At 71.3% G+C, this 11,260-nt stretch carries 12 protein-coding genes and 4 tRNA genes; 4 read left to right on the plus strand and 12 right to left on the minus strand.

What is annotated here, in order from left to right; all coding sequences use genetic code 11:
* From ruvC to DZG00_RS07235, 9 genes are all read right to left on the minus strand, one after another.
* A partial coding sequence (gene ruvC, locus DZG00_RS07195; protein WP_119455490.1) for a crossover junction endodeoxyribonuclease RuvC occupies nucleotides 1-526 on the minus strand: 526 nt, incomplete at its 3' end.
* A gap of 51 nt (nucleotides 527-577) precedes the next feature.
* Complete coding sequence (locus DZG00_RS07200) at nucleotides 578-1,345, minus strand: YebC/PmpR family DNA-binding transcriptional regulator (RefSeq protein ID WP_119382819.1); 768 nt, start codon at nucleotides 1,343-1,345, stop codon at nucleotides 578-580.
* A gap of 77 nt (nucleotides 1,346-1,422) precedes the next feature.
* On the minus strand, nucleotides 1,423-2,052 hold the full coding sequence (gene pdxT / locus DZG00_RS07205; RefSeq protein ID WP_119382818.1) for a pyridoxal 5'-phosphate synthase glutaminase subunit PdxT: 630 nt from the start codon (nucleotides 2,050-2,052) through the stop codon (nucleotides 1,423-1,425).
* Nucleotides 2,042-2,944 carry a pyridoxal 5'-phosphate synthase lyase subunit PdxS gene (gene pdxS, locus DZG00_RS07210; RefSeq protein WP_119382817.1) on the minus strand — a complete coding sequence of 301 codons (903 nt, stop codon included), beginning with the start codon at nucleotides 2,942-2,944 and terminating at the stop codon, nucleotides 2,042-2,044. Before pdxS ends, pdxT begins: the two co-directional genes overlap by 11 nt.
* A 13-nt stretch (nucleotides 2,945-2,957) precedes the next feature.
* Nucleotides 2,958-3,542, minus strand: coding sequence for an HIT family protein (locus DZG00_RS07215; RefSeq protein WP_199688981.1), 585 nt, complete (start codon nucleotides 3,540-3,542; stop codon nucleotides 2,958-2,960).
* A gap of 2 nt (nucleotides 3,543-3,544) precedes the next feature.
* The gene (thrS, locus tag DZG00_RS07220) at nucleotides 3,545-5,608 is read right to left on the minus strand and encodes a threonine--tRNA ligase (RefSeq protein WP_119381962.1); all 2,064 of its coding nucleotides are present in this window, start codon (nucleotides 5,606-5,608) and stop codon (nucleotides 3,545-3,547) included.
* Nucleotides 5,609-5,776: 168 nt separating this feature from the next.
* Nucleotides 5,777-5,851: transfer RNA gene (locus tag DZG00_RS07225), tRNA-Val, on the minus strand.
* Between the two features lie 13 nt (nucleotides 5,852-5,864).
* A tRNA-Cys gene (locus DZG00_RS07230) sits at nucleotides 5,865-5,935 on the minus strand.
* Nucleotides 5,936-5,985: 50 nt separating this feature from the next.
* Nucleotides 5,986-6,057, minus strand: a tRNA-Gly gene (locus DZG00_RS07235).
* 280 nt (nucleotides 6,058-6,337) lie between these two features.
* On the opposite strand from DZG00_RS07235, the gene DZG00_RS07240 reads away from it, so the two are divergent.
* Nucleotides 6,338-6,410, plus strand: a tRNA-Val gene (locus tag DZG00_RS07240).
* A 19-nt stretch (nucleotides 6,411-6,429) separates the two neighbouring features.
* Here DZG00_RS07240 and DZG00_RS07245 read toward each other — a convergent pair.
* Entirely contained in the window at nucleotides 6,430-7,389 is a 960-nt protein-coding gene (locus DZG00_RS07245) for a sugar-binding transcriptional regulator (RefSeq protein ID WP_119381963.1), read from the minus strand.
* Nucleotides 7,390-7,500: 111 nt separating this feature from the next.
* On the opposite strand from DZG00_RS07245, the gene DZG00_RS07250 reads away from it, so the two are divergent.
* Both DZG00_RS07250 and DZG00_RS07255 read left to right on the plus strand, forming a co-directional pair.
* The gene (locus DZG00_RS07250) at nucleotides 7,501-9,261 is read left to right on the plus strand and encodes a glycerol-3-phosphate dehydrogenase/oxidase (protein ID WP_119381964.1); all 1,761 of its coding nucleotides are present in this window, start codon (nucleotides 7,501-7,503) and stop codon (nucleotides 9,259-9,261) included.
* A 108-nt stretch (nucleotides 9,262-9,369) separates the two neighbouring features.
* The gene (locus tag DZG00_RS07255; RefSeq protein WP_119381965.1) at nucleotides 9,370-9,861 is read left to right on the plus strand and encodes a glutathione peroxidase; all 492 of its coding nucleotides are present in this window, start codon (nucleotides 9,370-9,372) and stop codon (nucleotides 9,859-9,861) included.
* 24 nt (nucleotides 9,862-9,885) lie between these two features.
* Here DZG00_RS07255 and DZG00_RS07260 read toward each other — a convergent pair whose 3' ends face one another.
* Complete coding sequence (locus DZG00_RS07260) at nucleotides 9,886-10,401, minus strand: mycothiol transferase (RefSeq protein WP_119381966.1); 516 nt, start codon at nucleotides 10,399-10,401, stop codon at nucleotides 9,886-9,888.
* Between the two features lie 88 nt (nucleotides 10,402-10,489).
* Between DZG00_RS07260 and DZG00_RS07265 the strand changes: the two genes are divergently transcribed.
* Entirely contained in the window at nucleotides 10,490-10,906 is a 417-nt protein-coding gene (locus DZG00_RS07265; RefSeq protein WP_119381967.1) for a YchJ family protein, read from the plus strand.
* A 24-nt stretch (nucleotides 10,907-10,930) separates the two neighbouring features.
* Here DZG00_RS07265 and DZG00_RS07270 read toward each other — a convergent pair.
* A partial coding sequence (locus DZG00_RS07270; protein ID WP_233550093.1) for an HPr family phosphocarrier protein occupies nucleotides 10,931-11,260 on the minus strand: 330 nt, incomplete at its 5' end.

The following is an 11,260-nucleotide window of genomic DNA, read 5'->3' on the forward strand; positions in this document are numbered from 1 at the left end:
CGGCGACGACCGTCCGCGCGGGTGCCGGGGTCCCCGCGATGCCGGCGCGGGACATCCCGGCCCGCCAGCCGGCGCAGATCGCGAGGGCGAGCGCGTCGGACGCGTCGGCGGGCGTCGGCAGCTCGTCCAGCCCGAGGATCCGCGCCACCATCGTCGCCACCTGCCTCTTGTCGGCCTGGCCGTACCCGGTGACGGCGGCCTTGACCTCGCTCGGCGTGTGCAGGGCGACGTCGAGCCCGCGCCGCGCGGCGCCGACGAGCGCCACGCCCGTGATCTGCGCCACGCCCATCACGGTGGAGAGGTTGTCCTGCGCGAAGACGCGCTCGATCGCGACCACGGACGGCCGGTGCCGATCGACGAGCTCCTCGATGCCGTCGCCCACCGCGAGCAGCCGGTGGTGCAGCTCGGCCGTCGGGCTCGTGCGCACGACCTGCACGTCCACGAGCCGGGCGGACCGGTCGGCGTAGACGTCGACCACGCCGACGCCGCAGCGCGTCAGGCCGGGGTCGATCCCGAGGATCCGCACGGACGGGCCGCTGCCGCCCGCGCCGCTCTGTCGTGCCCCGGCGATGGGGTCCTACTCCTCGTCGTCGTCGTCCAGGGCGGCCTGCACGTCGGCGGGCACGTCGCTGTTGACGTAGATGTTCTGGACGTCGTCCAGGTCCTCCATCGCGTCGACGAGCTTGTTCACCTTCCGCGCGGTCTCGAGGTCGACCTCGACCTTGACCTGCGGCACGAACTCCACGTCGGCGGAGTCGTAGTCGATGCCCGCGTCCTGCAGCGCCTGGCGCACGGCGACCATGTCGGACGGCTCGCAGCGGATCTCGAACACCTCGCCGTGGTCGGTCACGTCCTCCGCGCCCGCGTCGAGCACGGCCGTCAGCACGTCGTCCTCGGTCGGGGCATCGGCGTGCGGCACCGCGATGACGCCCTTGCGGTGGAAGTTGTAGGCGACGCTGCCCGGGTCGGCCATCGTGCCGCCGTTGCGGCTCATGGCCGTGCGGACCTCGGCGGCCGCGCGGTTCTTGTTGTCCGTGAGGCACTCCACGAGCATCGCGACGCCGTTGGCGGCGTAGCCCTCGTACATGATCGTCTGGTAGTCGACGACCTCTCCGAGCAGGCCCGCGCCGCGCTTCACGGCACGGTCGATGTTGTCGTTCGGGACGCTGGTCTTCTTGGCCTTCTGCACGGCGTCGACGAGGGTCGGGTTGCCGGACATGTCGGCGCCGCCGATCTTGGCCGCCACCTCGATGTTCTTGATCAGCTTCGCGAACGACTTGGCGCGCCGCGAGTCGATGATCGCCTTCTTGTGCTTCGTGGTCGCCCACTTGGAATGTCCGGACACGGGTGGTTCTCCTTACGCGGCGTCTGCTCGCTGTCAATGATGGACCATCGGGCGGCCCCGCCGAGGGACCGGAGAGGTCAGAGGGTGCGGCCCGCGTCCTCGACCATGTCGAGGAAGAGGCGATGGAAGCGGAGGTCGCCCGTGACCTCCGGGTGGAACGAGGTGCCGAGGAGCGCGCCCTGGCGCACGGCGACGACCCGGCCGTCGTCGAGCGACGCGAGCGCCGATGCGGCCGGGCCGACCGAGGCGACCACGGGCGCGCGGATGAACACGGCGTGCACGGGCGGGTCGCCCAGCGCGGGCACGTCGAGGTCGACCTCGAACGACGCCGTCTGGGATCCGAACGCGTTCCGCCGCACGGACACGTCGAGGCCGCCGATGCTCCGCTGGTCGTGGATCGCGTCGACGATCTCGTCGGCCAGCATGATGAGTCCCGCGCACGTCCCGTAGACGGGCAGACCGTCGTCGATGGCGGCGCGGAGCGGTGCCGCCACGCCGAGCTGTCGCGACAGCTTGTCCATGACGGTGGACTCGCCGCCGGGGATCACGAGACCGGAGATGCCGGGGAGGTCCTTCGGCTGGCGCACGAGCCGCGTCCGCGCACCGAAGCCCTCGAGGACGCGCACGTGCTCGCGGACGTCCCCCTGCAGCGCGAGGACGCCGACGAGCGGACCGTCGCCGTGCGGAGCCGAGGTGCTACCAGCCACGCTCGGCGAGGCGGTGCGGGGCGGGGACGTCGGCGACGTTGATGCCGACCATCGCCTCGCCCAGCCCGCGCGACGCCTCGGCGATGGCGTCGGGGTCGTTGAACAGCGCGGTCGCGGTGACGACGGCCTTGGCGCGCGCGACCGGGTTGCCCGACTTGAAGATGCCGGATCCGACGAACACGCCGTCGGCGCCGAGCTGCATCATCATCGCCGCGTCGGCCGGGGTGGCCACGCCGCCCGCGGTGAACAGGACGACGGGCAGCTGACCCGTCCTCGCGACCTCGAGCACCAGGTCGTACGGCGCCTGCAGCTCCTTCGCGGCCACGTAGATCTCGTCGTGCGTGAGGGCGCTCAGCGCGCGGATCTCGCTCTTGATGGTGCGGATGTGCTTGGTGGCCTCGGAGACGTCGCCCGTGCCGGCCTCGCCCTTGGAGCGGATCATGGCCGCGCCCTCGGTGATGCGGCGGAGCGCCTCGCCGAGCGTGGTCGCGCCGCAGACGAAGGGGACGGTGAAGCCCCACTTGTCGATGTGGTTCACGTAGTCGGCCGGGCTCAGCACCTCCGACTCGTCGATGTAGTCGACCTCGAGGGACTGCAGGACCTGCGCCTCGACGAAGTGGCCGATGCGGGCCTTGGCCATGACGGGGATGGAGACCTCGGCCTTGATCTGGTCGATGAGGTCGGGGTCGCTCATGCGGGCGACGCCGCCCTGCGAGCGGATGTCGGCGGGGACGCGCTCGAGCGCCATGACGGCGACCGCTCCCGCGTCCTCCGCGATGCGCGCCTGCTCGGCGTTGACGACGTCCATGATGACGCCGCCCTTGAGCATCTCCGCGAGTCCGCGCTTGACGCGGCTCGAGCCGACCTGTCCGGGGGTGTTGGTGTCAGTCATTGTGGTCCCTATCCTATTCGCCCGCGGGGGCGGGCCAGGCTGCTGCGATGGATGCTCGGACGTCGCCCAGCAGCTGCGGCAGCGCCTTGGTCTTCGCGATGATCGGCAGGAAGTTGGCGTCCTGCCCCCACCTCGGCACGATGTGCTGGTGCAGGTGCTCGGCGATGCCCGCGCCCGCCACCTGCCCCTGGTTCATGCCGATGTTGTACCCGTCGTTCCGCGACACCTCGCGCACGACCCGCATGGCGGTCTGCGTGAGGGAGCCGATCTCGGCCACCTCCTCCGGGCTCGCGAGGTCGTAGGTCGCGATGTGGCGGTACGGGCACACGAGCAGGTGCCCGCTGTTGTACGGGAACAGGTTGAGCAGCACGTAGGCGTGCTCGCCGCGCGCCACGATGAGCGCGTCCTCGTCCGACATCGACGGCGCGATGCAGAACGGGCACTCATCGCGATCCGGCTGCTGGCCGTTCTGGATGTAGACCATGCGATGCGGGGTCCACAGGCGCTGGAACTCGTCCGGCACGCCGGCGAGGTGGCCGGGGTCGTCGACGCGCACCTCGGTGGGCTCGTCCTCTCCCCCGGGCTCGTGGTCCGACATCGTCAGACGGGCCACGCGGTCACCACCTGCTCGCGGCGCGCGATGGCACCCGTGATGCGCTCGACCGCCTCGGCCACGGGCACGCCGTTGACCTGGGTGCCGTCGCGGAACCGGAAGCTGACGGATCCCGCGGCCCGGTCGTCCTCGCCCGCGATGAGCTGGTACGGGACGCGCGCCTTCGTGTGCGTGCGGATCTTCTTCGGCATCCGGTCGTCCGACGTGTCGAGCTGGACGCGGACGCCCTCGGCGCGGAGCGCGTCCAGGACGCCGCCGAGGTACTCCTCGTAGTCCTCGGCCACGGGGATCCCGACGACCTGAACGGGCGACAGCCACACCGGGAACGCGCCCGCGTAGTGCTCCGTGAGCACGCCGAAGAAGCGCTCGATGGATCCGAACAGCGCGCGGTGGATCATCACCGGCTGCTTGCGCGTGCCGTCGTTGGCCGTGTACTCGAGGCCGAAGCGCTCGGGCAGGTTGAAGTCGAGCTGGATGGTCGACATCTGCCACGTGCGGCCGATGGCGTCGCGCGCCTGCACGGAGATCTTGGGGCCGTAGAAGGCGGCGCCCGCGGGATCCGGCACCAGCTCGAGGCCCGTCTCGACCGCGACCTGGCGCAGCGTCTCGGTCGCCTCCTCCCACACCTCGTCGGAGCCCACGAACTTCTCCGGATCCTTCGTGGAGAGCTCGAGGTAGAAGTCGTCGAGCCCGTAGTCGCGCAGCAGCGAGAGCACGAACTCGAGCGTCCCCTTCAGCTCGTCGGCCATGCGCTCACGGGTCGTGAAGATGTGGGCGTCGTCCTGCGTCATGCCCCGCACGCGGGTGAGGCCGTGGATCACGCCGGACTTCTCGTTGCGGTAGACCGTGCCGAACTCGAACAGGCGCAGCGGCAGCTCGCGGTACGACCGCTGGCGGGACCGGTAGATCAGCACGTGCATCGGGCAGTTCATGGGCTTGAGGTAGTAGTCGGCGCCCTGGCGCGTGATCTCGCCCTCGTCGTTCCGCGCCTCGTCGAGGTGCATGGCGGGGAACATGCCGTCCTTGTAGAAGTCGAGGTGCCCGCTCGTCTCGAACAGGTTCGACTTCGTGATGTGCGGCGAGTAGACGAACTCGTACCCGGCCGTCTCGTGCCGACGGCGCGAGTAGTCCTCCATCTCCCGGCGGATGATGCCGCCCTTCGGGTGGAAGACGGCGAGGCCGGATCCGATCTCGTCGGGGAAGGAGAAGAGGTCGAGCTCGGCGCCGAGGCGGCGGTGGTCGCGCTTGAGCGCCTCCTCGACGCGGCCCTGGTACGCGCGCAGCTCGTCCTTGGTGGGCCAGGCCGTGCCGTAGATGCGCTGCAGCTGCGGGTTCTTCTCGGATCCGCGCCAGTAGGCCGCGGCGACGCGCGACAGCGCCCAGCCGTTGCCGACCATGCGCGTGCTCGGGAGGTGCGGGCCGCGGCAGAGGTCGCGCCAGAACACCTCGCCCGTCTTGCCGTCGACGTTCTCGTAGACCGTGAGCTCGGCGCCGCCGACCTCGACGGACTCGCCGTCCTCGCCCAGCTCCTCGCTGGATCCGCCCTTGAGCCCGATGAGCTCGAGCTTGTACGGCTCCTGGGCCATGAGCTCGCGCGCCTCCTCCTCGGAGACGACGCGGCGCGTGAAGCGCTGGCCCTGGCGGATGATCCGCTCCATGTTCTTGGAGATCGCCTTCAGGTCCTCCGGCGTGAACGGATCGGCGACGTCGAAGTCGAAGTAGAAGCCGTCCGCGACGGGAGGGCCGATGCCGAGCTTCGCCTCCGGGTTGATCTGCTGCACGGCCTGCGCCATGACGTGCGCAGCCGAGTGGCGGAGGATCGCGAGGCCGTCGGGCGAGTCGATGCGCACGGGCTCCACGAGGTCGCCGGGGGCGACCGCGGCCGCGAGGTCCTTCAGCTCACCGTCGACGCGCATGGCGACCACGGCGCGGTCGGAGAAGAGCGTGAACCCGGTCCCCGCCTCCGTGGCCTCGACGGGCGTCGCCACGGGGGCGGTCGTCTCCGCGGGCGCGGCCTCGTCGTGGATCTCGGGCTGGGCGGCGTCTACCACTGAGGGCTCCTTGCGGGACGGGGAGGGAACCGATCCAGACTACCGGCGTGCGACGGGGCCTCCTCGACGCCGGGAGCGCGGATCCGGGCGCATGCGGCGCGCGCGAGGGCACCGGGCGCCGCGCACCGGGGAAAAGGAGAAGGCCCCGGTCTCCCGGGGCCTTCTGCGTGGTGAGCGATACTGGGATCGAACCAGCGACCTCTTCCGTGTCAGGGAAGCGCGCTACCGCTGCGCCAATCGCTCATGCACTTGCTCGAGGTGGGGACGGGATTTGAACCCGCGTGGACGGCTTTGCAGGCCGCTGCCTCGCCTCTCGGCCACCCCACCACCGGTGGTTCCCACCTTGTGAAAGGGACCCCTCTCAGGGCCCCTGTTCGAGCGGATGACGAGATTCGAACTCGCGACCCTCACCTTGGCAAGGTGATGCGCTACCACTGCGCCACATCCGCATTTCGCTCGCTGCTCCCGGCTTCCCGGCAACCCTGCGTGCTCGATGACTCTAGCCGATCTGTCGGCGCCGGTGCAAAACGGCGCGCGCCGGGCCGTCCCCGACAGCGGGTCCACGCGGCGTTCGCCCCGTGTTCACGCGGATCGGGTGGACCCGGTCTCGACGAGCACCCGGGCGTGTCGCGCGCGCGGCCGCTCACGGCCTCGTGCCCGCCGCGCCGGTGACCGCGACCGGCCCCGCGGTATGGCATCATGGATCCGCACCGTCCGCGGTGCGAGCACGGGCGATTGGCGCAGTTGGTAGCGCGCTTCCTTCACACGGAAGAGGTCATCGGTTCGAGTCCGGTATCGCCCACCGCCACCTCCTCTCCCCGCTACTGCAGCAGGGCGCGCGCCGTCCCCTCGTCGAGCACGATGTCCGTCACCAGCCCCGCGGCCAGCGCGCCGCGCAGGCTCCGGGCCTTGGACGCGCCCGCGACCACGCAGACGCGCCGCGGCGCCCGGCGGATGGTCGCGAGGTCCGGCCCGCTGGCGCGCGCGTTGATGGCGATGTCGGCCGACGAGCCGTCCTCCCGGAAGAAGACGGTGGAGACGTCGCCCACCACGCCGTCCGCGTCGAGCGCGCGCTGGTCGGACCGCTCGAGGTAGCCGCCCGAGTAGACGTGGCTCGGCACGAGCGCCGCCGGGGATCCGACGCCGAACAGCACCATGTCCATCCGCTCCTGCAGCTCGAGCACGCGCTTGGTGCTCCGCTCCCGCCAGAGGGCGAGCTTCGTGGCCGGGTCGTCGAAGAACGCCGGCACCGGGAACTGCTGCACGGTCGCGCCATAGGCCTGGCCGAAGCGGCGCAGGATCTCGCTCGCGTACATGATCCCCGTGGTGCGCACGTTGCCGGCCCCGTTCAGCTGCACCACGAGCGTGTTGTGCGTCGGCTTCGGCACGAGGTAGCGGCTCACGGCGCTCACGGTGGAGCCCCACGCGACCCCGATCACCATGTTCGAGTCGACGTACTGGGTGAGCATCCGTGCAGCCGACAGCGCGACCCGGTCGACCCGATCCACGTCGCTCGTCTGGTCCGGCACGGGCACGACGTGCGCGACCACGCCGTAGCGGTCGTGCAGCTGCTCCCCCAGCACCGTCGCGAGGTCGAGCGGGGAGCGGATCTGGATGTCCACGAGGCCCGTCTCCCGGGCGTACGAGAGGAGCCGGGAGACCGACGAGCGGCTGGTGCCGAGCTCCCGGGCGATCGCCTCCATCGTCAGGTCCTGCATGTAGTAGAGGTGCGCCGCGCGCAGGGCGTCCTGGGTGCGCTCGTGCGCGATGCCGTCGACCATCCGGTCATGGTTGCACATCCGTGCACGGGCTTCGCATGATCCGTTCGCGGGCGGATGATGGTCCGAGACGCGCGCACGATGCGCGCATGCACTGACAGAGAGAAGCCCCTCGTGACCCAGTCGAAGAAGACCGACCTGCGGGACAACGTCGCCCGCATCCACGACCGCCCGAGCGCCCAGGTGCTCGTCATCGGCGGCGGCATCAACGGCATCGCGACGTTCCGCGACCTCGCGCTGCAGGGCGTCGACGTCGTGCTCGTCGAGCGCGCCGACTACGGCTCGGGCGCCTCGGCGGCGAGCTCGCACATGATCCACGGCGGCATCCGCTACCTCGAGAACGGCGAGTTCCGGCTCGTCCGCGAGTCCGTCGAGGAGCGCAACGGCCTGATCCGCATCGCGCCCCACTACGTGAAGCCGCTGCAGACGACCATGCCGATCTTCTCCACCTTCTCCGGCATCCTCAACGCGCCGCTGCGCATGCTGACCCACAAGCAGCGCTCCACCAAGGAGCGCGGCGCCCTGCTCATCAGCGTCGGCATGACGCTCTACGACTCCTTCTCCCGCGACGGCGGATCCGTGCCGCGCCACCGCTTCCGCATCGGCAAGGCCGCCCGCGAGGACATGCCCGCGCTGAACAAGGACGTGAAGTTCACCGGCACCTACTACGACGCCTCCGTGCACGAGCCCGAGCGCCTCGCGCTCGACGTGCTGAAGGACGGCCTCGCCGCCGGCGACCACGCCCGCAGCGCCAACTACCTCGAGGCCGTGGGCGTCGCGGACGGCGGCGTGAAGCTGCGCGACGTGATCTCCGGCACCGAGTTCGTCGTGACCGCGGACGTCGTCGTCAACGCCTCCGGCCCCTGGACCGACCTCACCAACGAGGCCATGGGTGGCGACACCCAGTTCATGGGCGGCACCAAGGGCTCGCACATCGTCGTCGACAACGCCGAGCTGCTCGAGGCCACGAAGGGCCGCGAGATCTTCTTCGAGAACAACGACGGCCGCATCGTGCTCATCTACCCGCTCAAGGGCCGCGTCCTCATCGGCACCACGGACATCGACGCCGACCCGAGCGAGCCGGCCGTCTGCACCGAGGAGGAGGTCGACTACTTCTTCGACCTCGTTAAGCACGTCTTCCCGCAGATCGAGCTGGGACGCGACCACATCGTGTACCGCTACTCGGGCATCCGCCCGCTGCCGCGGCACGAGGACACGGCGCCCGGCTTCGTGTCGCGCGACTACCGCATCGTCGAGACCGAGATCGCGGGCCTGTCCGGCAGCAAGGTGCTCAGCCTCGTCGGCGGCAAGTGGACGACGTTCCGCGCGCTGTCGGCGCACCTCTCCACCGAGGCCACCACGCGCCTCGGCGTCGAGCGCTCCGTGGACACGACGGGCATGCCCATCGGCGGCGGCAAGGACTTCCCGTCCTCCAGCACCGCCCGCGCCCGCTGGATCGCCACGCAGGCCGCCCGCGCGGAGGGCATCGGCACCGACCAGGTCGACCGCCTGCTCAACCGCTACGGCACGCGCGCCACGAGCGTCATCGACGTGCTGTCGGGTCAGCCCTCGACGCCGCTCGCGACCGACCCGCAGCTGACGCGGGCCGAGATCGCGTACTTCGCCACGCACGAGGACGCGGTGCACCTGGCCGACGTCGTGCTGCGCCGGACGAACCTCGCGTTCGTCGGCGGCGTGACCCACGAGATGCTCGCGGAGATCGCGGACGTCCTGCAGGAGGCGCTCGGCTGGACCGGCGAGGAGCGGGACGCGGAGATCCAGGACACCGTCGACACGCTGCTCACGTACCACGGCGTGGACGTCGGCGCCACGAAGGTCGCGGCCGACGCGACCGTCACCGAGTTCGCGAACTAGCACGACGCACCGCGGACCCGATCCGCATCCGGGAGGCCGGTCGCCATGAGGCGGCCGGCCTCCCGTCGTGAGGGCGCCGCTGTCAGGGGACGGGGCTACGTTCGGCGCATGACGCATCCCCGGCTCGACGAGATCCCGCTGACCACCCTCCAGGGCGAGGCCACCACCTTCGGCGCGTACGCCGACAAGGTCGTGCTCGTCGTGAACGTCGCCTCCCGCTGCGGCCTGGCGCCGCAGTACGAGAAGCTCGAGCAGCTGCAGCGCACCTACGGGGAGCGCGGGTTCACGGTCATCGGCTTCCCGAGCAACCAGTTCCTCCAGGAGCTCGGATCCGCGGAGGCCATCGACGAGTACTGCTCCACCACGTGGGGCGTCACCTTCCCGATGATGGAGAAGGTCAAGGTCAACGGCCGGTCGGCGCACCCCGTCTACGCGGAGCTGACGAAGACGCCCGACGCGGACGGCAAGGCCGGCCGGGTGAAGTGGAACTTCGAGAAGTTCGTCGTCACGCCGTCCGGCGCCGTGCACCGCTTCCGGCCCACGGTGGAGCCGGACGCGCCCGAGATCGTGTCGCTCATCGAGTCCGAGCTGCCCGCCTGACATCCGACGGGCGCGAGGCTGCGCTCAGCGGCGTCGCGCCACGAGGCCCGCGAGGTAGGACGCCTGGCCGGCGTGCTGGAGGTCGTCGGAGAGCACGCTGACCAGGCGCGCGCCGAGCGTCACGGGCGGGGTCCAGTCCTCGTCGACCACGCGGTCCAGCTCGTCGTCGTCGAGATCCGCGAGGTAGGCGAGCGTCGCCGACTGCACGGCGTCGAGGTACCCGATGAGCAGGTCGGCGGTGACGCCCTCGAGCGCCGCGACGTCCTCGGACGACTGCCCGTAGCCGGTCGCCGACTCGTCGAACGGGAGGGCGAAGCGGTCGGCCCAGCCGCCGGTCGTCCACGTCTGGTCCCGACCGGCGACGTCGGCCACCTGCGCGTCCTGGACGCGGGCGAGGTGCCAGACGAGCCAGCCGATGGAGTTGGCCTCGGGATCCGGGCGGACGGCGAGGTCGCCGGCGTCGAGTCCGTCGACGGCGTCGCGGACGATCTCGCCGATGCGTCCGTAGGCGTCCACGAGCAGGTCGGTTGCGGGGGTCATGGTGCTCTCCTCGGGTCGTGGTGGCGCGGTCGCGTGGGCGGCCGCTCCTCCATCCTGCTCCGGGTCCCCGACGTGGCAGGCTCGGGGGATGACGCGCCTCACCCCCGCCGCCCCGTGGTCGACACCGGACGACGACGCGTGGTGCCCGTGCACGAGCGGTGATCCGTACGGCGCGTGCTGCGGGCCGCTGCACCGGGGCGACGCGCGGGCTCCGACCGCCGAGCGGCTGATGCGCTCCCGCTTCGCCGCCTACTCCCGCGGCGACGCGGCCTACCTCGCGCGCAGCTGGCACCCGTCGACGCGCCCCGAGGAGATCGAGCTCGACGCGTCCGTCCGCTGGTTCCGGCTCACGATCCACCGGACGTCGCTCGGCGGCCTCGACGACGCGACGGGCGTCGTCGACTTCGAGGCGGCCTTCCGGCAGGGCGGGGAACGCGGCAGCCAGCGCGAGGCCAGCCGCTTCGTCCGGCACGCGGGATCGTGGACCTACCTCGACGCCCTCTGATCCCCCGCCTTCGGCACCCCGTCGTCAGGCCTCCCCGAACCCCGACTCGATCAGCTCGACCAGCGCGGTGACCGCCTCCTCGGCGTCCTCGCCCGTCGCCTCGATGACGACGTGCGCGCCCCGGGTGAGCCCGAGGGCCATGACCCCGAGGAGCGATGCGGCGTTCTGCCCGTTGACCGTGACGGCCGCCTGGAAGCCTGCGGCGCGCGTGACGAAGTCCGCCGCCGGCCGGGCGTGCAGGCCGTCGCGGTTCACCAGGGTGGCCTCGCCGCGCACGGTGCCGGCGCCGCCGGACGACGCGGGCTGGGTTCCGTCGGTCCGCGGATCCGGCGCGAGACCCGCGTCGGCGTCCTC

The sequence above is a fragment of the Clavibacter lycopersici genome, from assembly GCF_003576405.1.
GTDB classification, from domain to species: Bacteria; Actinomycetota; Actinomycetes; order Actinomycetales; family Microbacteriaceae; genus Clavibacter; species Clavibacter lycopersici.

What these genes read in the sequence shown, in the direction of transcription:
- pdxS (WP_119382817.1), bottom strand. Translation starts at nt 2,944, where the DNA reads ATGACTGACACCAACACCCCCGGACAGGTCGGCTCGAGCCGCGTCAAG.
- DZG00_RS07215 (WP_199688981.1), bottom strand. Translation starts at nt 3,542, where the DNA reads ATGTCGGACCACGAGCCCGGGGGAGAGGACGAGCCCACCGAGGTGCGC.
- DZG00_RS07245 (WP_119381963.1), bottom strand. Translation starts at nt 7,389, where the DNA reads ATGGTCGACGGCATCGCGCACGAGCGCACCCAGGACGCCCTGCGCGCG.
- DZG00_RS07255 (WP_119381965.1), top strand. Translation starts at nt 9,370, where the DNA reads ATGACGCATCCCCGGCTCGACGAGATCCCGCTGACCACCCTCCAGGGC.
- DZG00_RS07260 (WP_119381966.1), bottom strand. Translation starts at nt 10,401, where the DNA reads ATGACCCCCGCAACCGACCTGCTCGTGGACGCCTACGGACGCATCGGC.
- DZG00_RS07265 (WP_119381967.1), top strand. Translation starts at nt 10,490, where the DNA reads ATGACGCGCCTCACCCCCGCCGCCCCGTGGTCGACACCGGACGACGAC.